Origin of the sequence: Halobacillus yeomjeoni (assembly GCF_020171525.1) — a bacterium.
GTDB lineage: Bacteria > Bacillota > Bacilli > Bacillales > Halobacillaceae > Halobacillus > Halobacillus yeomjeoni.
Map to the genome: position 1 here is coordinate 43,875 of NZ_JAIVAI010000005.1, position 19,683 is coordinate 63,557.

Sequence of the window (19,683 nt, forward strand, 5' to 3'; positions counted from 1 at the left end):
CATAATCGTTCAATTTCATTTATTAAATTTACTCTGTTGTTTATAATGTAGAAGAACACTTTATCCTTGATAAGTTAAAATATCCTTGCCTTTTACAACGGATTCGTTCGTTACAAGAACAGGGGTGTAGACTTCTCCGATATGTTCTTTAAGATTCCGTTGGGCCATGGGTGTATTTAATATGTTGACTTCTTCAAAAGGGATCTCCTCTTGAATCAAATGCTTTCTTGAACGTGCACAAACAGAACAGCCATGTATGGTGTAGAGAGTGTTCATGAGATGATCTCCTTTTTATAATAATCTCTGAAGGGCGTGTAGGAATGATGGACAAGTTATCCTTATTGTCTGAAATCAGTTTATTCGATGAATTGTCTAGAGACGAATTGATGATCATTGATGAAATGAGTGAAATGAGTCCCGTGAAAAAAGGTTCAATCATTTTATCTCCTGACCATCCGATCGAAGCGTTGTTCCTTTTGAAAAAAGGTCAGGTTCGGTTGTACCGGATGAATGAGCAAGGAAAGCAATTTACTATGGATATTCTCGTTGATGGAAACATCTTCGGAGAAACGTCAACCGTTACGCTTACAGATGATCAAATGTACGCAGAAGCGATGACCGATACATACATTTGTACACTGAGCCATAAAGATTTTGAGCAGTTCATTGAGAAAAATCCAAAAATCGCTTTGAAGTTGATTGATATTTTATCCTCAAGACTGAAAGACTTTTACAGCTTGAGTGAAAAAATCGCTTTGAGTGATGTGAGACAGCGGTTGTTGTTTTTGCTGTTGATGTTAAGCGAGAAGACAGGACGGCGTAAAAAGAATTGGCAGACGATTGAAATGAAGCTTACGCATCAAGACTTAGCCAATATGATTGGTGCGACAAGGGAAACGACGAGTGCAGTCATGAGTCAGTTGAAAAAAGAAGGGTATTTAAGAAAAATACGTTATCTTGCTATTGATGCGGATAAGACGAAGGATCATCTTGGTGTATAACAAAACCAAGGTGATTCTTTTTATTTGGCTCTGTTAAAGTTTAGTGTTGATTTATTCGTTTTGAGACTTTTGTGAGTGAATAGTTGCTTTAACCATGCTTTACTTACATTTAAAAATTTTAATTTACAAATTAGAACCGTTTAAATAGGATGTGGTACCTTTTTGGTTTTTAATCTTTTTACGAAAAAGATGATATCAAGAGATAATCATCGAAAGGGTCGTCGGGGAAGGGGGAGACTCCCGCGGGAGAAGGAAGCAGGCTAGATCCCACAGGGCTTTAGCCCGAGGAAGCTTGCCGGTTCCCCCGCAGGAAAGCAGACCCTTCCCCGACGACCCTGCACTGAATTCATTTTTTTATAAAACAGCGAATATCAACACCAGCCTTTAACAGAGCCTTTTATTTAGTCTCAGTTATTCGAGATTTGATTTGAAAGGTTTTAAGCCTGCAAAAAACTTCATTTCAATATTTTTTTAGCTTCCATAAACCGCTGGATTCCAGTGAAGGATTCGATCACAAAGAACAGTAAAGTCGACCAAAAAAGAAAGTCCGGGAAAAGCAGCATGATACTGAATAATAAAAACCCTTCTGTCCGCTCAGCCATACCAGCTTGATAGTAAAATGACTTGATGCCTGCTTTTTCAGACACCGCACCAACGACAAGAAAGATAGTCATGGATACAATGATGGATACACTCAGTAATAGGAGGGGGAAAGTGACTTCAGGATGAACGAAGGCGATGGCTACGATCATCGCAATTTCTACCACTCGATCAAAAGTAATATCCATCACAGTGCCGAACGGTGATGTTTTTGTATGGCGGGCCATTGTACCATCGACCGCATCTAAGAAACCTGAAAACCATAACATAATGACTCCTAAGAATGGATAACCTAAAACGTAAAACACACTTGTAGATAAACCGACAAATAGAGCGATGACTGTGATCTGGTCGGCTGTCCGTCCTCGTTTCAAGAAGAAGGATGCGGTCTTATCTATAGAAGGTTGAACATACTTTCTTGCATGTGTGTCCAGCACAAAACCACCTACTTACATTTGTAATCGTTTAGAATGTCCTGCTTGTCATTGTACCCTCCATGAAGACAGGGTAGTCATTCGATCAGGCAGCAATGTGTTCAGAACTATGATGAAATGATTCTCTTCTAATTATACATGACGGAGAAGGAAGGACATGTAACACATCTTACATTGGACACAGCGTGGATGTATGCGAGCTTACAAAAACACATTGTCATGTTTTTTGAGGAGAAAAAATGTGAAAAGTAAGAATGAAGCGTATGTCGATTCTCTTCTATGTAACTTAAGTTACATCATGAAATTTAAGAATGATGTACACTTTGCAATAAATCGAAGGAGGATTAATATGGCACAACATACAATTGAAATTACGAGTCATTCTGAGGGAATGAAATCCGAAATTCAAGCAGGAAATCATCAAATCACTATTGATGAACCCGAACAAATGGGAGGAACAGATCTCGGAGCTGACCCGCTGGCAACGATGCTGGGTTCACTCGCTGGTTGTGAAACGGTTATCGCTAATATGGTTGCTAAAGAGATCGATTTCGACCTTCAAGGTATTTCCTTTGATATCAATGGCACACTGGATCCAAGAGGGTTGATGGGCACGGCCGATGTGAAACCATATTTTGACACGGTCAACATTGAAGCAAAAGTAGAAACTTCAGAGTCTCAGGACCGTGTGGAAGAACTGCAGGAAATCACCGATAAACGATGCCCGGTATTCACGACGCTGCAAGCTGCAGATGTACAATTGAATGTTAATTGGACGAAAGCTTAATAAAAATTATACAAAACCTCTGGTTTCGGTTTACGAAATCCAGGGGTTTTTTTATTCATTATCCACTTAAAGCTTGTCACAATGGTAATACTGGAAAGAATTAATAGTGAAAAAATTTAGATGGTTATGTTAACTTGTAAGGGATGAAATTTTCAGGGAGGTTTACGAGAGTGTTAAAAAGAATGATTGTTGTAGGCTTGATGTTTTTGTGTGCGCTGGCTTTTACCGGCCCTGTCCAAGCAGAAGAGGGGTTAAACACCCATGAAGTAAAGCAGGGCGACACTCTATATAAAATAGGAATGAAGTACGGGGTTTCTGTACAACAGATTCAAGCGATGAATGATATATACGGGACGATGATTTACCCTGGACAAGAGCTTACCCTGCCCGTCACCCTGGAGGAATGGGAGAAAGATCTACTAGCTCGACTGGTGGAAGCGGAAGCTAAAGGAGAAAGCTATGCAGGACAGGTGGCTGTAGCTACAGTCGTCTTAAACAGGGTGGAAAGTCCTTTGTTCCCGGATTCCTTATATGGAGTGATTTATCAAAGCCATCAATTTGAGCCTGTAGATAACGGACACATTAATTACCCGGCAAGTCATACTTCCAGACAGGCCGTTGAAGAAGCACTATCTTTCCAAGGGTTTGATGGAGGATCCTTATTTTTCTATAACCCAGGAAAAGTATCAAGTGCATACCACAATGACCGAGAAGTCACTGTGGTCATTGGAAATCATGTGTTCTCTAAGTAAAAGAAGCAAGCATATAGATTATGCTTGCTTCTTTTATTTTTCTCTGTGGAACGGATGTATGAGGCGGGACAGCCATTTCAGAGGCTCAAGGTTGGAAGAAGTCAATGCTTTCCCTAATAATTCAATGTGCAGAGATTTCACGATCCGGTCAAGCTGTTCATTGTCTAGCCTTTCAATTGCACGCCTCAATGTGAGTGAGTCATGGTATTTTTGATAAATGGCCTTTGTCTGTTTCTCATAACTTTTCAATCCACAAATATCTTCTGCTGCATAAATTCCTGTTAAGAGAGCGGTGAATTCCCCAAAGCCGATAAATGGAGAAATGCACCCCAAGCAATTCCCTGTAAAGAATGTATTTCCAATCCTTGGATATGCGGATTTTCCTACTTTGAAATCCTGCAGGGAATATTCGCTTTGCATGACCAATTTCTGATTGAGTGTTTTCTGTACAAATGCAAAGCAGTCGTTCCATAATTGCTCTTTATCATACACCATTTGTTCAGGGTATTGAGGATAGACCAGAATCAATGTGGCTTCCGATTCGGAATGAGGAAGCAAGTAAGCCATCCCTTTGGGGGAAAAATCTTCGTTGAACCATGTGTGGATTTCGTTTCGTTTGAAATCCCCCTCGACAATCGCCCCTTTGAAAGAAGCTTCATAAGCTACCTCATAAGGTTGGATTTTCTGGGTATCCGAGGGGTCCCCTGTTGCCAAAACGACGTGTGAGTATTCTTTGGTGATTTCTTCATACTCCGCTTCATGATTATAATGGATCGGTGAAGAGACAAGTTGAGCTAATTGTTGATCATAGGACTGCGGGTGTTTGCCGCGCAAATTGATAAATCCCAGATTTCCCTCAAGGCTTGCGGTTTCGTTCTTTGAATGAATATAAGTTCGGATGATGTTGCTTGTAGGTTTTAAGTCGATTTGATAAGTCTCTGATAAATAACGGATGTAGTCCTTGATAGGGGTATGGAAAAGGGGGGATATTCCTTCAGCAAAGACCATCCGGTCACCAGCCATGCCCCTCTTTTCAAATATATCTGCTGTGTATCCATACTTTTCCAACGTCACTGCACAAGCAAGTCCTGACAAACCAGCTCCTATAATAGCGATCTTCATTGTACTCCTCCTGACCTTTTATGAGCGTTAGTTTCCACTCTCAGAGGTCATTTTATACAAAGGAACGAACTGAAAAGAAGACACCGTTGACGGTGTCTTCTCAGCTTGCATCTTCCTCTTCATAAAAGAGGTCGATTTTTTTCTTTTTCGTACGCTTTTTATAAACACGATTGATGTAATCATCTGTGAGCGCTGCAATCTCTTTGTGTAAAAATAAAAGCGGGACGACGTTCGCTAACAAAACAAAGGCGAGCAGAAGATCCAAGAACTGCCACACGAACTTCAATCCTCCTATGGCTCCGACGAATACAGATAAAATATACACGATCCGCATAAACTTGGCAGCCTTCAAGTTAAAGAGATACTCCGCTTGTTTTTCTCCATAGAAAGTAAGGATCCCAATCGTTGTGATTACGAAAAACAGTAAGAAGACACTGATGAAGCTGCTGCCGAATGCATCTCCAAACTCACTTCCGATTGCCACATTAATCATATTCGACGCATTCTCACCACTGACTTCTTTCCAGGCCCCGGTGACCAAGACCGTTAAACCGGAGATGGTACAAATGACGATGGTATCGATGAATACGCTGAAAATCCCCCACAACGCTTGTCTGGAAGGGTGGTCTGTTTTAGCAGCGGCATGAGCGATAGGGGCTGTACCTAGACCAGCCTCGTTGGAGTAAAGCCCGCGGGCCACACCCCATCTCAAAGCTTGTGCAATTCCAGCGCCTGCAAACCCTCCAGTAGCTGCTATCGGACTGAAAGCGTGGGTGAAAATCAAACCGAAAACATTCGGGAGCTGATCGATATTGGCGAAGATGACGTATAAACATATACCTAAATAAATCAATACCATTCCCGGGACCATTTTGTCAGTTACTTTAGCAATGCGCTTGATGCCGCCAAACACTACTAAAGCTATGGCTGCACACATGATGGCGCCTGTAATGTAGACCGGCCAGCCAAATGCTCCTTCGGTCTGAGTGGCGATTGAATTGGATTGGACCATCGTGCTTGGAATCAATTCAATCATTAAGAAGAAGGCGAATGCTGTCGATACCCACTTCCACCCCAAAGCTTTCTTTATGTAGTATTGGGGTCCGCCTACCCATATGTTTTTCTCGTTCTTCTCCCGGTATTTCATTCCAAGAAGTATTTCAGAATACTTGGTCGCCATACCGATCAAGGCGACAAGCCACATCCAAAACAGCGCACCAGGCCCTCCTAAAGATATGGCAATCGGTACACCGACGATATTCGTGGCTCCTGCTGTAGAAGCTAAAGCCGAGGTGAAAGCCTGGAAAGGGGTGATGGTTCCTTTTTGTTCCGTCTTTTTAAAAATTTGTCCGATGGTTTGATGAAGGACGTGCCCAAAAAAGCGGAATTGAAAAAACTTGATTCTGATCGTAAGGAAGATCCCGGCGAGAATTAAAATGATCGATAAGGGATACGTCCATAAAAAATTGGATACATCTGCGATTCCTTTTTCAATAGTACTCCAAAGTTGTCCCAATGGGGAGCCTCCTTCATAGCTGTATTGTTGCCCCATATATTCCCTTATATGGGATTGATAAACCATAGGTTGAAACCTTCCAAGAAAATTATTAATTGGAGGGATTGACTAACTTTAGGCCTCTTTACACTGTCTAGATAACGTGAAACATAAGAAAACGCGGAAAATGATTTCAATACGTGGAGATGTTCATGTGAATATGGTTCTTAAGTCCTTTTTTGGAAAAAAATAAAAAAAGCACTTCTCAAAATGAAAGGAATTCTATATAGTTAATACTGTACTACAAATACTAATACAGTTAATACGGTTAAAAATGAGCGGGAGGTGTGTTGATGTTCGAATTGGACTTAAGAAGTCGGAAACCGATCTATGAACAATTGGTTGAAAAGCTCAAACAGCTGATCATACATGACGTGCTGAAAGCCGATGAAAAGCTGCCTTCTGTCCGTGAGCTTGCCCAGCAATTGACGATCAACCCGAATACCATACAAAAAGCCTATCGAGAGCTGGAGTCACAAGGATACATCTATTCAGTGAAAGGTCGAGGGAGTTTCGTTCACCCGGTGGAAAAAGATGCGAATGAAGAGGAGATGAAAAAGGTGCGGGAAGAGTTGAAAAAACTGTTTTCAGAGGCGATTTATTTAGGGATGACCGCTGAAGAGATCCATGCACTTCTCTATGAAGTGGAAAGGGGGAAGGAAGATGATTCAAGTACAGCAACTTCATAAAGAATTTGAAAAGACGAAAGTTTTGAATGATGTCCACTTCCACGTCAGGAAGGGTTCCATTTATGGACTTCTCGGGTCGAACGGAGCAGGGAAAACGACATTGTTAAGAACGGTGGCAGGAATTTTAAAGCAGTCCCGAGGCGAAGTTTCCGTTTTAGAAGAAAATGTGTTCGAAAATGAATCAATCAAACAACGGATGGTTTTTCTGCCTGATACCCTTTATTTCCTCCCTCACTATACTGTGAGACAAATGGCGGATTTCTATAAGGAAATCTATGAAAATTGGAACGAGGAGCGTTTCCAAAAACTGAATGAATTATTTGGGTTGGATGTAAATAAGAAAATCCAGCAATTTTCCAAAGGAATGCAGAGGCAGGTCGCTTTTTGGTTATCAATGTCCGTCATGCCGGATGTTCTGGTGTTGGATGAACCGTTCGATGGATTGGATGCGGTCATGCGGAAAAAAATCCGCAATCTGATCGTTCAGGATGTGGCGGATCGTGAAATGACCGTCCTTATTTCGTCCCATAACCTTCGTGAAGTGGAGGACCTCTGCGATTTCATAGGGATTTTACATAAAGGCGAAATCCTATTAGAACGGGATCTGGATGATTTGAAAGCAGATATCCATAAAATCCAAGTCGCTTTTAAGGGTGATATGAATGCTGCTTTGGAAAGCGAATTGAATATTTTACACAAAGAGCACAGGGGCAGTATCCAGCTGTTGATTGTAAGAGGTGAAGAAGAACAAGTGACATCGCTGATCCAAAGCCATCAACCACTTGTCTTCGATCGGCTGCCTTTGACATTAGAAGAGATTTTCATTTATGAAATGGGAGGTGTCGGTTATGCCATTGAAAATATCCTTGTTTAAAAAAGAGATTCTTAAACAAGATTTCCGTAATGTGGGGTGGATCAGTATTGTATATTTTCTCGGCTTATTCTTCGCTCTGCCTTTGCAGCTGTTCATGGCATTGAGTGATGAACGTAGAGAATATTATGGAATCACCTTTGATCGAGGGTTGTTTGATCAGACATTCTTATTTGATATCCAGGTTCTCTTTTTGTTCATTCTGCCCGTCTTGATGGCCATTTTCCTTTTTCGTTATCTACATGTAAAGACGACTTCGGATTTCATACACAGTCTTCCGATAAAGAGGGAAAAGCTGTTCAACCATCATGCGAGCTCAGGTCTGCTTATGTTGCTTTTACCTGTATTGGTAAACAGTATCATCATGGCAGTCCTGCTGGGAATCGATGGAGCTTCTGAGTTTTACGTGTTCAGCGATGTAGCCTATTGGACGGCGGTTATGCTGGTTTTGACTGTTTTCGTCTTTCTTGCAGCCGTGCTGGTCGGGACATTGACAGGCCTCTCCACTCTTCAAGGTGTTTTGACTTATATTCTGCTGTTTTTCCCAACAGGGATTATGTTTCTAGGTTCCTATCATATCGGTATGTTTGTGAACGGATTTACGGAAGGAGTGGTTTATGAAGACGGGATTCAAAACTTTTCTCCTATACTGGATTTGACGAGTTATTATCAACCTGAAGAAAAGTTCATGCCAATCTCTTATGTGGAGCTGGGAGTTTATATTATCTTAGCTGTTTCATTCTACGTCCTTGCAAAAATCATTTACAAGAAAAGATCTCTGGAGGCGGCATCTTCGGCTATTGCTGTAGCTTCGTTGAGACCTGTATTCATAGCTGGAATGACCTTATGTTTCTCCGTATTCGGCGGGATCTATTTCGGAGAATCACAATCTTCTCTAAACTGGTCCTTCGTAGGATACGGCATGGGACTGCTTTTCGGTTATTGCGTTGCGGTCATGGTGACTAAAAAAACGTGGCGTGTGTTCAATTTATCCCTTCTCAAAGGCTTGGGAGTTTATGGCGGTGTGACTTTATTGTTTATTACTGTTCTACCACTACTATGGAAAGGGTATGAATCCAATATTCCTCAAATGGATGAAGTTGAAAGTGTGTTCTTAGGAAACAGTTATCATCACTATCAAGATCGAATTGATCAAAGTAGCGGTGACATGGTAATTGAATCAAAGGAAGGCATCCAGTCCGTAATCAACCTTCATGAAGCAATAATAGAACAGGATTCTTCTTTTGATGAAGGAGACCGCCGTTATTTTGTGGCTTATGAAATGAAAAATGGAGATACGATCTTTCGGAGCTATGAAATCGATAAAGAAGTATTTGCCCCAGAGTTGAAAACTATATCAGAAACGAAGGAGTATAAAGAGATTCATTACCCGATTGTGCAAGTCGATCCTTCTACTGTCATGAAGCTGGAGTTTAATTCTGGTCATAATAAAGGGAAGATTTTAAACAGCCCTGAAAAGATCGAAGAGTTCCTTAACCGTTTGAAGTCTGATATTTTTACTTTGACCTATGAGGATATGATCGGGCCGACTGGAATTCCAGGGGCTGAGGTATTTGTCCATTCAGGTAATAACAATCCACCACACGTAACAATTCTTCCTTCTTTTGATAAGACAACACAGTGGCTGAAGGAAGAGGGGCTGTACGATGAAGTGATGGTTCAGGCGGACGATATTGAACGGATGGAGGTTATTCCGTGGAACACATTCGAGAATAATGATTCAGAAAGTGCATTTCATCATGCTAGAGCGAATGGGAAAAGTGGTCTGACTATAAAAGATAAAGAAAAGATCGAAGAGGCAATGAAGGCAAAGAATTACCAAGAAGACGGTGATTATCTGGTCGCGTTCTACTTTGGAGAATCCGGCCGGGGTGATTTTGAAGTATTAAGTTTTAAAAAAGAAGAAGCTCCGGAATTCATTAAAAATCACTTCAATAATTAAGGGAGAATATGATGGGTATTCAGTTTAATGATCTGTACCAGAATTATTACCAGCGTGTGTATCATGTGGCTCTAAAAATCACTAAAGATTCCAGTGCAGCTGAAGACGTTCTTCAAGAAACGTTTTTGAAGGCATATAACAAATTGAATGAGGTCAGAGATGTTCAAAAAGCCGGTGCCTGGTTGTCGAGAATCGCGTCTAATAAAGCTATCGATTATTTGAGGAGGGAAAAAAAGGTGGTGCTTGTACCTGAAAATGAAATCCAACTCAAAGATATTGGTTGTGATTATTCATCAAGTGTCGAAAGGGAAATGGAGCAAATTCTTTTAGTAGATGATGTGACGGAAAAGGTGTGCACACTTCCTCCAAAGTTAAGAGTCGTACTTCTCCTGAATTATCAAGAACAATTGGGAGAGAAAGAAATTGCCCGGCAATTGAACATTACACCTTCTGCTGTAAAGTCACGCCTTCATCGTGCTCGAAAAGCTATGAAAGAAAAAATGAACAATAAGGAAATGAAAGTTTTCATAGCTTGAAGAAAGGTTCCACAGAAATGTGGAACCTTTCTTATTTTACATGGTATAAATACCGTCTTCTGTTTATTGAGTAGGATTTCAACTGATGGGGGTTTACTGTAAGAAGAATTTAAACTTTTCCACAAACCAAACGTGTCGTATCCAACAATGTATCATTATCGATTGGGGATAAATATGGAGTTATCCTCCATTTTTGTAAATTTATACACATATACACAGGAAAGAAAGGCAAAATCTCATAAATTAAACATTTGATTAGGGGCAGCTTATTCACATCCAACAGGTTATCCACAAAAAAGCGTTCTCTTTCATCATGAAAGAGAACGCTGAGTGTTTATATTTCGGGTGTCGGGGTCGGTTCAGGAAACCCTTCTTCATACTTTTTGTCAATTTCTTTTCGAATTTGTTCAATGGATTTACCTTCTTGGTAGTCCATAATCGATTGGGCTGCAATCTCTAAACAAACGCCGCATTTCGTTGCATGGTCATCCCACACGACAGCTCCGTTTTCTTTATTGTCATGGACAAAACAATCGTAGTTGCTTCGGTGTCCCACACTGTCTCCACATCCGCAATAGCAGGGAATATGATCAAGGATGGGTTTGCTTTCGGCTGCTGCCGTATATAGGAGCTGCATATCTTCATTTTTATCATCTAAAAAAGAAGGAAGCTCTTCTTTATGTTTTGTTTCTTCACGAATATCTCCATTCACATGCTCTTGTCCTTCGTGTTTTTCCGCAGAGTGAGAGCTGCATCCTGACAATAGACTGCCTAAAAGGATTCCAATGGAAAGAAACCATTTTAATTTCAAAAAAAACACCTTCTTTATGAATGTTTAAATTCATCATAAAGAAGGTGCTGATTATAATCAATAAGGATTTATATCGTTACGAATTTTGCCATATTTACTTTCCGAAAGAAGATAAGAATTTTACCCGGTCACCCATTGGTGGGATGTTGTCATCGACGAGAGCTATTTCCAATACTGCAGGACCTTGATGTTCCGTCAATGATTCTATCTTATCAGCAGTCAAGTCTTCTAATTGTTCCACTCTTGCACTAGGTATACCCATAGAGTCAGCCATTTTGCAGATATCGGTCGGTTCTTGATTGAAACGATCATGCGCTCGTTTGTATTGAAGTGAGTGTCCGTGGTGAACCATGCCTAGTCTGGCATTATTCATTACCACAATCAGAACAGGGATTTCATATTCTTTTGCCGTCAAAATTTCCATTCCATGCATGAAGAAACAGCCGTCCCCTGTAATACTGACCGTCAATCGATCAGGATCCGCCAGTTTAGCACCGAGGGCACTGCCGATTCCACTTCCCATTGCACCAAAGTGTACATTGATATCAAAAGAATCTTCATGTAGAACATCCATATGATGAATGACATAAGCCATGAACTCTCCGATATCGATCGTATACCTGGTCGATTGTGGGAGCTTCTCCTGGAGAGAAGCTAAGACATTCCTTGTGTTGTATTCGACCATATCTGCTGTCTGAGGTGTTTGAATAGAAGCTTTTGGTTTCTTTTCAAACCCTTTATTTCTCAACTCTGTTACCAGGGAAGATACGGAGAGCTGGATATCTCCATGGATCGAAACATCAACAGGATATTTACGGTTGAACACGGAGTCGTCAAAGTCGACTTGAATGGTAAATCGATCTTTAGTGATATTCATGTTGTAGTTGTTCGTCGCCGTTTCTCCCAAGCTTGAACCTAGTATCAGTACTGCTTCGGTAGGTGTATCATTAATCAGCTGGGAAGCCTCTTCATGGCCTGCGAAACCGAAAATTCCTTTAAGAAGGGAATGATCACCAGGGATGAGTCCTTTGGCCTGAGGAGAAGTTACAATCGGCCAGTTCAATAGTTCAGCGAGTTCAATGACATCCTCCACGCTGTCCCTGATTCCCTGTCCTGCGAAGATATAACCGCTATTAGCTTTTGCTAAATGATTTACTGCGTTTGAAATCGAATCATCACCAGGAAGCAAAGGTTTTCTCACAGGGAACTCAGGAAGAGTGGTATCAGCTATCTGCTGAAGCTGCACATCGATAGGCATGGCGATATGTACCGGGCCGGGGACACCAGTCATAGCTATTTCTATCGCTTTGTGTATTTCAGGCAGTAAGTCTTCGGCACGATCCACTCTCTTACTATATTTCGTCACAGATTGATAGATTGGACCTGCATCAAGCTCCTGGGATGCGTTGAGTCCCATAGTGCTTACGGGTACAGCACCTGTCAGGAAGAGGACAGGAAGATGCTCTCTCATCGCATTAGCCGCTCCCGTCACTAAGTTAGTTCCGCCTGGACCGCTGCTGCCGATACAGACACTGAGAGATTTAGAATATTTGGCATAAGCGGCGGCCATGTAAGAAGCAGCCCCTTCATGTTTTGTAACGATTGGCGTAATGGATGGTGTATCGTATAGCTCATCAAAAAAAGCATTTACAGATCCAGCTGGAATGCCGAATATATATTGTATATTTCCAGAAACAAAATAATCTAATACAGCTCGAACGGATTTCATTGTTTTACCCCTTTTGTGATAAGTTTTTCAAAAATACTTCTTCTAACTTGGCAGCCTCCAATGGGCGGCTGAAATAATATCCCTGCATCAAATAACAGCCATGTTCGATCAGAAACTCAGCTTGTTCCTGGTCTTCTACACCTTCAGCGATGACACTGAGATTCAAGCTATCAGCCAGTGTGATGATGGTGTTCGTAATGGCTGCATTATTCGTATTGGTCGTAATATCATCAATGAAAGATTTGTCTATCTTCAACGTATCGATAGGGAAATCTTTTAAATATCCAAGGGAAGAGTAGCCGGTCCCGAAGTCATCAATCGACATTTTTATCCCTAGATTCTTTAATTTATGCATGGTCGCAAGCATTGTTTCTGAGTTATGAATGATAATGTTTTCTGTCAATTCCAATTCTAAATTTTCAGGTGGGAGTTGTGTTTCCTCAAGGATTTCTTTGACGACGTTCGTTATATCATGCTGACGGAATTGCTGAGGAGACAGATTGGCTGAAATGACGAGTTCCGTAAGTCCTGCATCATACCACCTCTTCATTTGCAGGCAGGACTGTCTGATGACCCACTCGCCTAATTTAACAATCAACCCTGTTTCTTCAGCTAATGGTATGAACATATTTGGCGGCATGAAACCCAGCTTAGGATGATTCCATCTGACGAGAGCTTCCATTCCTGTGATTTCGTTTGTATTTGCATTGAACTTCGGTTGATAGTGAAGGAAAAACTCATTGCCGCCTTGGTCCAAGGCTTTGTACAAGTCATTTTCCAATTGAACACTTTCAACAGATCGATCTACGATATCTGAAGAATAGAATTGATATTGGTTACCTGACAGTTCTTTGGCTTTATACATCGCCACATCTGCATGTTTGACGAGCGTCTCGCTTGTCGTCCCACCTTCAGGATAAAGGCTGATACCGATGCTGGTTTTTATAGCGACTTCTTGATCACCAATGTTAAAGGGTTCATCGAATGTATGAAGAATCGTTTCTGCACATTCCACAGCTTCATCCTTACTCTTGATCGTTGGTAAGAGAATGATGAATTCATCGCCGCCTTGTCTTGAGACGGTGGCTTCTTTAGGAATCGCGGAATCCAGCCGGGCAGCTACGCTTTTAAGGACTGAGTCACCAAATCCGTGCCCGAACGTGTCGTTGATTTTTTTGAAACGATCCAAATCCAAGAATAAGATCGCTAATGAGCGCTTTTGCATTTCTGCATAGGTCAATGCTTGATTGAGACGGTCCTGGAAGAGAACCCGGTTCGGAATGTTCGTTACGCTATCGTAATAGGCATGGTACTTTATTTTTTCTTCCATTTGTTTACGAGTCGTGACATCTTTGAATGTGACAACATACCCGACGACTTTACCGCTCTGTTTCTGAGGAGTGATTACATACTCGACAGGAAATATCTCTTCATCCTGTCTTACAAAATACTCATCCATATTTTCCTGGTTCCGTTTACTTTCATTCCCTATGGAAAAAGTGGATAGTAGTTCTTTCATCGAAAGCTCTGAATGGAAGATTTGATCTTGTGAGCAACCGATAATATCTTCCTCCGAATCATACCCAAGCAGGTCCGTTGCTGAAGGGTTTGCGAACGTAAGCCGTCCGTTCAAGTCCAATCCGAAGATACCTTCACCGGCAGAGTTCAGAATCAATTCTTTCTCATGACTCATCTGCTTCAACTCGGTAATGACTTTTTCCAGTTCATTGTTTTTTTCCCGAATCTCCGATGTCCGCTGGTTGATGATCAAATCCTGTTTTTCCATGTAGATCAAGTTGAACAATACGGGAGCGGTTGCATCCACGATTGATTCGGCGAGCTGGATCGCAGTTTTAGAATAGTTTAATCCTTTTTCTTCCAAATTAACAATTGCAATGGCCCCAAGTACTTCACCAACAGCTACAAGGGGGATCATATATAAAGCTTGTATTCCAAAATGCTCACACAACTCATGGTTGGTCCGGCTATCCTCATAAACATCAGGAATCATGATTGATTGCTTGGATTTGAGAATTTCCTGGAATACTTCATCTTTCGTATGGTCGACCTTCAAATCTTCATGAGTCTTCTTCCACTCTTCCTCTGTCCAGTCGCTGTTTTTACTGAGGGTACCTTGAGTGATTTTACTCTCGGCGATAGGATCGACGAAATGCGCACCGATGTTATAGTTGTCCAAAACTTTTCCTAAGTAAAAATAACAACGATCCAGAGCTTCAGGGAGAGAGGAGCAGAGAGACAAATCTCTGGTCACATTCAAAAGGAGCTGCTTCTGCTCGATCAGATCTTCTTTGCGCACAAGGTTGTTAGCGTTACGAATCGCCACTGCAGCCATGTTGACATAAGCCTTGACCGATTCTATCTCAGAAAGAGTCAGATTCATCGGAGTCCCGTAGTCAAATAGGTAGGCGAGCCCATATATTTCGTCATCTTGAGCGATCGGGGCGACGAGTAATGATTGGATTTTGAATGCCTGAACAGCTCGTTGATCAGGGCGGTCATCTTTTGAAGTATCAGGGATATAGATAGCTTCTTTCGTTTCAATGACTTCTTTTGTCAATTGATCCATTTCCGGGTCTACCACGTGCATGTCTAGTGACATTCCATTAATGGTGGATGGTTTCCCTACGTAACCGCGATACGTACCGTCCTCCTGAGGTAAATAAATTCCTACAGAGTCACATCGCATAATTTCTTCAGAGATGGCGGTTACTACATGCTCTAGTACTTCTTGCAAATCCAGCTTCGTATTGATAAGCTTTGTAATTTGTGCAAGACGCGAATACCTGGTTTGTTGATCTGCCATTACAAAACCTCCATAAGTAGTCATATTGTATTAAAATTCGACCTTTATAATGAACTTCCTGCTAAAAAAATTATTAAATTAAAAAAAAGCAAATAAAAAGGCGCAAAAGTAAGCCTTTTGCGCCATTATTTTAAATTATATTCAGTAGTAGTCCACCGGCGATTCCTATTAATACGATCGCCCATGCTGGGGTACGGAAGAAGTGGAGCAGGGAAAACAACAAAGCAGCTAGAGCGAAATCTTCAGCGCCTTGAATGGAACTCTTTAGGACCGGGTCATAAAAAGCAGCGAGTAAAATCCCGACGACACTCGCGTTCACCCCAGTCAACACACCCTGAAAGGCCGGCCGCTTTCGCAGTTCATTCAAGAAAGGTAAAGCCGCTAAAAGAAACAAAAACGAAGGAAGAAAAATTCCGATTGTAGCTACAACAGCCCCTATGACTCCCTCCATCATTGTACCTAAGTAGCTGGCAAATGTGAAAAGCGGTCCAGGCACAGCCTGTGCCATCCCGTAACCCGCCAGGAATTCATTTGCAGTAAGCCATCCTGTTGGGACAACTTCACGTTCCAGCATAGGAAGAACAACATGACCGCCTCCGAAAACGAGCGCCCCTACACGGAAAAAGGTATCAAACATTTGTACCAGGATATTTTCCGTGTTCTTCGCAAGAACAGGGAGAAGAGTCAGCATCCCTATCAAAACAGATAAGGCAGTGATTCCTGTTTTCTTGGAAAACGTAGCGGGAAACGGCTCAATTTTTGATTCAGTGGCAAAGGCCTTCCAACCGATCAAGCCGGCTCCAGCAATGATGATTAACTGCATCCAGGCAGATGGATAAAGAATGAGAATAAGGGAAGCAATCAATCCTATAGCAATCCTGGGCCGGTCAGGCGTCAATTTCTTTCCGAGTCCGATCAGAGCATGAAGAACAACAGCAGCGGCCACGACCTTAAGGCTGTGTATGAAAGGGGCATCCCCAATATCAAAATTTTGATAAAGCAATCCGAACAAGGTCAAAATGATGATGGATGGAACAGTAAAACCAATCCATGAAATGAGTCCACCTAAAAAACCACCCCTCAGCATACCAATGGCGATGCCGACCTGGCTGCTTGCTGGACCGGGAAGGAATTGACATAAAGCGATGATATCCGCGTACGTCTTATCATCGATCCATTTTTTTCGGTCGATATACTCATCTTTGAAATAAGCAAGGTGCGCAACTGGACCGCCGAAAGAAGTCAATCCCAGCTTGGTGCTTGCTTTAAATATTTCCAATAATGAATTGCGATTTTTCTTCAATGAATCTTCCTCCATACGTACAAAAATGGTGCTCAGCGACCATTTGAAGAAGCTGAGCAGGTTTCAATATACGGCATTATAAGGAAGATATCAATAGAATATGGAAGATAGATAAGGGCGCAAAACGATTAGGAGAAATGATTATCCGTATTCCTTCTGATGCTCTTTCTTTTTTTCCAAATAGTCTTCGTCTTCGCGGACTTTTATCCACTTCTCTTCAAAGATCGCTGCCGATTCTGCTTTCTCCTCATCAATTTGCCGTTCTTGTACGTCTCCATTCTCATCGTATTTCTTACCGCCTTTATAGTTGGCATAACGCCGGGACCTTGTGTACCCCATTTGCAGGAATTTTCTAGCCATGTCCATTCCTACAAAATCCTCTGCTTCCTTATAGTCAAGGTACATCTGATAAATTTTTTCAGAAGATTCTTTGGCGATATCAGGGGTCTTGAACCTCCAATGAGGGAGGATCTCACTTTTATAAGGCTCTACAAGAAGCACTCCCTGTTCGCCTCGCCCTACCCGGTAATGTTCAGGGTTCTTACGAAAGTCCGTATTTTCAAAATCGATCGAGTAGTCAAAAGCCACGTTACCGCTCCTTTTCGATGTTTTCTATACCAAACATATTCAATCCAAGGTCTTGAGACAGCTTCTTGATCAACGCGCCGCCTGCAGTGCTGTTTCCTTTTTCATCAATCGCAGGTCCGATCACTCCTATTCCCATCCGTCCGGGAATAGCTCCTATGATGCTTCCAGAGACACCGCTTTTGCAGGGGATACCTGCTTCAACCGCATAGTGCCCGGAGGAGTTATACATACCAGAAGTCATCATGATGGCTTTCACTGTGCGAAGGTGGTGGGGAGGAATCAACCGTTCTTCTGTATGTGGAGCTCTTCCACCCCTAGCAAGGAATAGTCCGACGCGTGCGAAATCTTCACAATTCATCATGACTGCGTTCATGCGGAAGTAAAGGTCTAAAGCTTCTTCCACATCTGTTACGAGTGTACCTGTACTCTGCATGAAATAGGCGAGGGAGCGGTTGCGGGCACCGTTCGCTTTTTCCGCTTCATACACTTCTTCGCTCATCCAGAGTTCTTCATGAGAAGTGATCTTTTTAAGGAAATTCAAATAGCGTTCAAATCTTTTTTCTACACTCTGTCCCTTGATTAGTGCAGCGACAGCAATCGCCCCGGCATTGATCATAGGATTGAATGGCTTGCTGGTGTCGTAGGATTCAAGCTGACTGATGGAATTGAAAAAATCACCCATCGGCTCCATGCCCACGGCTTGAAACACTCTGTCTTTGCCGAAATCCTGCAGGGCAAGCATCAAACCGATGATTTTTGAGGTGCTTTGCATAGGCACGCATTCCTTATAGTCTCCCGCATAGTAGCATTCTTGGTCCATAGTAATGATGGTCACCCCTAAAAGGTCTTTCAACGTTTCGTCAAAATTAGGGATGTTCATGTTCACATTACCTGATGAAGCAAAAGGTTTACTGTCTTCAATCGCTTCCATCAGATACTGTTCTGTCAACTCTTTCATCATCTCTCTCCTTTTTCTATAATCAGATAGTTTCCATTACCCTATATCCAAATCAGACAACCCTATGTAAAAAAATTAAGGCCCGGCCACATCAGTGAGGGGCCAGACCTTACAAAAGAACTATTCCTGTTTCAAGTAACGGCGGTCTTTAAGGAATAGCCGCCAAAACAAGATGAAAGCTGGAATCAATATACCGAAGCCGATTCCGTAAACCACCAACATCTGATAAAACATGCCGGGGTCTGTAAAACCGTCCTCAATCTTCAAATGAGGGTAGACCAGGTAAGGGAGGTGTGCGGACCCATAAGCATAAATTGCGATGCCATACTGGAGGACGATCGCAAGAACCGCCAGCCTGGCCATTCCCCGCTCTCCATCCGACCGCTTCAAAAATAGAAACCCATATCCGATAAGGAAGAAAAACAAGGATAAACCGAACCAGAACCAATTCCTTTGGATATTGTCCACGATCCAGGTCGCTTCAGCAGGAAACGTACCAATCGTCAAAACGGCAATAGCAATCGATACAGGTCCGAGCCAGATCGCGTGTTTTCGGAATGTATGATAAGCAGAGTGATCTTCGGCTTCTTTTGCGTAGTCCATCAAAAACACAGCAGAAATGAATAACTCTGTAGATAAACCGAATGCGATATGCATGTACAAGGTAGGGTGAACGAGCAGTTCCCGGTAATACAGGCGGGGAAGACCATCCTCAAATTCAATGAATCCACCGAGAGTAATGGGTAAGATACTGACTAAAAGGGCGGGGATGATCAACCCGGTTATACCGGATGTCATTCTCAATAACTCCCTGAACCTTTTAGCATGGTGCTCAAATACCATGAAGGTGGTTCGTATGGCTAAAAGGATCAATCCCAGCCCGATAGGAAGCAGCAGCAGGCTTCCCAGCATGGTTGTAGCAAAAGGGAAAAACGTGACGACAGAAACGACCAGTATGACAAAGAACACGTTCGTGACTTCCCAAGTAGGGGATAAGAATCGGTTGGCAATCTGAGATGCACTCGTATGATCATTTTTTCCATAAATCATTCCCCAGAATCCGGCACCGAAATCCAATGACCCCAGCATTGCATAGACAAACAGCAGACTCCATAAAATGGTGACTGCCAGAGTAGAGGCTTCCATCCCGATCTCTCCTT

General features: G+C 42.1%; 18 protein-coding genes. 7 read left to right on the forward strand and 11 right to left on the reverse strand.

Annotated elements, in window-relative coordinates; genetic code table 11:
• Nucleotides 1–60 precede the first annotated feature (60 nt).
• The gene (locus tag LCL89_RS13150) at nt 61–276 is read right to left on the reverse strand and encodes a glutaredoxin family protein (protein ID WP_224810464.1); all 216 of its coding nucleotides are present in this window, start codon (nt 274–276) and stop codon (nt 61–63) included.
• A gap of 47 nt (nt 277–323) precedes the next feature.
• On the opposite strand from LCL89_RS13150, the gene LCL89_RS13155 reads away from it, so the two are divergent.
• Nucleotides 324–1,001 (forward strand): Crp/Fnr family transcriptional regulator, encoded by a 678-nt coding sequence (locus LCL89_RS13155; protein ID WP_224810575.1) that lies wholly within the window; start codon nt 324–326, stop codon nt 999–1,001.
• Nucleotides 1,002–1,456: 455 nt separating this feature from the next.
• Here the strand turns inward: LCL89_RS13155 and LCL89_RS13160 are convergent, their stop codons facing one another.
• On the reverse strand, nt 1,457–2,038 hold the full coding sequence (locus tag LCL89_RS13160; protein WP_224810465.1) for a CDP-alcohol phosphatidyltransferase family protein: 582 nt from the start codon (nt 2,036–2,038) through the stop codon (nt 1,457–1,459).
• Nucleotides 2,039–2,384: 346 nt separating this feature from the next.
• Here LCL89_RS13160 and LCL89_RS13165 point away from each other — a divergent pair, with 346 nt between their 5' ends.
• A complete protein-coding gene (locus LCL89_RS13165) occupies nt 2,385–2,822 on the forward strand; it encodes an OsmC family protein (protein ID WP_197318323.1) in 438 nt (145 codons plus the stop codon).
• Between the two features lie 170 nt (nt 2,823–2,992).
• Complete coding sequence (locus LCL89_RS13170) at nt 2,993–3,574, forward strand: cell wall hydrolase (RefSeq protein WP_224810466.1); 582 nt, start codon at nt 2,993–2,995, stop codon at nt 3,572–3,574.
• 33 nt (nt 3,575–3,607) lie between these two features.
• Here the strand turns inward: LCL89_RS13170 and LCL89_RS13175 are convergent, their stop codons facing one another.
• Entirely contained in the window at nt 3,608–4,696 is a 1,089-nt protein-coding gene (locus LCL89_RS13175; RefSeq protein WP_224810467.1) for an NAD(P)/FAD-dependent oxidoreductase, read from the reverse strand.
• Between the two features lie 100 nt (nt 4,697–4,796).
• Entirely contained in the window at nt 4,797–6,212 is a 1,416-nt protein-coding gene (locus LCL89_RS13180; protein ID WP_224810468.1) for an alanine/glycine:cation symporter family protein, read from the reverse strand.
• A 332-nt stretch (nt 6,213–6,544) separates the two neighbouring features.
• On the opposite strand from LCL89_RS13180, the gene LCL89_RS13185 reads away from it, so the two are divergent.
• Genes LCL89_RS13185 through LCL89_RS13200 form a run of 4 tightly spaced genes read left to right on the forward strand, consistent with a single transcriptional unit; the run spans nt 6,545 to nt 10,310 of the window.
• Nucleotides 6,545–6,940, forward strand: a complete 396-nt coding sequence (locus LCL89_RS13185) for a GntR family transcriptional regulator (protein WP_224810469.1) — start codon at nt 6,545–6,547, stop codon at nt 6,938–6,940.
• Nucleotides 6,915–7,814, forward strand: a complete 900-nt coding sequence (locus tag LCL89_RS13190) for an ABC transporter ATP-binding protein (RefSeq protein ID WP_224810470.1) — start codon at nt 6,915–6,917, stop codon at nt 7,812–7,814. Before LCL89_RS13185 ends, LCL89_RS13190 begins: the two co-directional genes overlap by 26 nt.
• Nucleotides 7,789–9,774 (forward strand): DUF6449 domain-containing protein, encoded by a 1,986-nt coding sequence (locus LCL89_RS13195; protein WP_224810471.1) that lies wholly within the window; start codon nt 7,789–7,791, stop codon nt 9,772–9,774. Before LCL89_RS13190 ends, LCL89_RS13195 begins: the two co-directional genes overlap by 26 nt.
• A gap of 11 nt (nt 9,775–9,785) precedes the next feature.
• Nucleotides 9,786–10,310: an RNA polymerase sigma factor gene (locus LCL89_RS13200; RefSeq protein WP_224810472.1), complete on the forward strand. Its 525-nt coding sequence runs from the start codon at nt 9,786–9,788 to the stop codon at nt 10,308–10,310.
• A gap of 334 nt (nt 10,311–10,644) precedes the next feature.
• Here LCL89_RS13200 and LCL89_RS13205 read toward each other — a convergent pair whose 3' ends face one another.
• The 7 genes from LCL89_RS13205 to LCL89_RS13235 all read right to left on the reverse strand — a co-directional run bounded on the left by LCL89_RS13205 (nt 10,645) and on the right by LCL89_RS13235 (nt 19,669).
• Nucleotides 10,645–11,121 carry a PCYCGC domain-containing protein gene (locus LCL89_RS13205; RefSeq protein WP_224810473.1) on the reverse strand — a complete coding sequence of 159 codons (477 nt, stop codon included), beginning with the start codon at nt 11,119–11,121 and terminating at the stop codon, nt 10,645–10,647.
• Nucleotides 11,122–11,215: 94 nt separating this feature from the next.
• Nucleotides 11,216–12,850 carry a thiamine pyrophosphate-binding protein gene (locus LCL89_RS13210; protein ID WP_224810474.1) on the reverse strand — a complete coding sequence of 545 codons (1,635 nt, stop codon included), beginning with the start codon at nt 12,848–12,850 and terminating at the stop codon, nt 11,216–11,218.
• Nucleotides 12,851–12,854: 4 nt separating this feature from the next.
• Nucleotides 12,855–15,674, reverse strand: coding sequence for a bifunctional diguanylate cyclase/phosphodiesterase (locus LCL89_RS13215; protein WP_224810475.1), 2,820 nt, complete (start codon nt 15,672–15,674; stop codon nt 12,855–12,857).
• Between the two features lie 130 nt (nt 15,675–15,804).
• Nucleotides 15,805–16,977, reverse strand: a complete 1,173-nt coding sequence (gene chrA, locus LCL89_RS13220) for a chromate efflux transporter (RefSeq protein ID WP_404813432.1) — start codon at nt 16,975–16,977, stop codon at nt 15,805–15,807.
• A 141-nt stretch (nt 16,978–17,118) separates the two neighbouring features.
• On the reverse strand, nt 17,119–17,565 hold the full coding sequence (locus LCL89_RS13225) for a DUF4385 domain-containing protein (protein ID WP_224810477.1): 447 nt from the start codon (nt 17,563–17,565) through the stop codon (nt 17,119–17,121).
• Nucleotide 17,566: 1 nt separating this feature from the next.
• Nucleotides 17,567–18,523, reverse strand: coding sequence for a glutaminase A (gene glsA / locus LCL89_RS13230; protein WP_224810478.1), 957 nt, complete (start codon nt 18,521–18,523; stop codon nt 17,567–17,569).
• Nucleotides 18,524–18,643: 120 nt separating this feature from the next.
• Nucleotides 18,644–19,669 carry a cytochrome d ubiquinol oxidase subunit II gene (locus LCL89_RS13235; protein WP_224810479.1) on the reverse strand — a complete coding sequence of 342 codons (1,026 nt, stop codon included), beginning with the start codon at nt 19,667–19,669 and terminating at the stop codon, nt 18,644–18,646.
• Between the last annotated feature and the right edge of the window lie 14 nt (nt 19,670–19,683).

Coding starts and splice junctions, on each gene's coding strand:
- LCL89_RS13155 (WP_224810575.1), top strand. CDS start 324: ATGGACAAGTTATCCTTATTGTCTGAAATCAGTTTATTCGATGAATTG.
- LCL89_RS13235 (WP_224810479.1), bottom strand. CDS start 19,669: ATGGAAGCCTCTACTCTGGCAGTCACCATTTTATGGAGTCTGCTGTTT.
- LCL89_RS13200 (WP_224810472.1), top strand. CDS start 9,786: ATGGGTATTCAGTTTAATGATCTGTACCAGAATTATTACCAGCGTGTG.
- LCL89_RS13150 (WP_224810464.1), bottom strand. CDS start 276: ATGAACACTCTCTACACCATACATGGCTGTTCTGTTTGTGCACGTTCA.
- LCL89_RS13195 (WP_224810471.1), top strand. CDS start 7,789: ATGCCATTGAAAATATCCTTGTTTAAAAAAGAGATTCTTAAACAAGAT.
- glsA (WP_224810478.1), bottom strand. CDS start 18,523: ATGAAAGAGTTGACAGAACAGTATCTGATGGAAGCGATTGAAGACAGT.
- LCL89_RS13185 (WP_224810469.1), top strand. CDS start 6,545: ATGTTCGAATTGGACTTAAGAAGTCGGAAACCGATCTATGAACAATTG.
- LCL89_RS13175 (WP_224810467.1), bottom strand. CDS start 4,696: ATGAAGATCGCTATTATAGGAGCTGGTTTGTCAGGACTTGCTTGTGCA.
- LCL89_RS13190 (WP_224810470.1), top strand. CDS start 6,915: ATGATTCAAGTACAGCAACTTCATAAAGAATTTGAAAAGACGAAAGTT.
- LCL89_RS13215 (WP_224810475.1), bottom strand. CDS start 15,674: ATGGCAGATCAACAAACCAGGTATTCGCGTCTTGCACAAATTACAAAG.
- LCL89_RS13165 (WP_197318323.1), top strand. CDS start 2,385: ATGGCACAACATACAATTGAAATTACGAGTCATTCTGAGGGAATGAAA.
- LCL89_RS13210 (WP_224810474.1), bottom strand. CDS start 12,850: ATGAAATCCGTTCGAGCTGTATTAGATTATTTTGTTTCTGGAAATATA.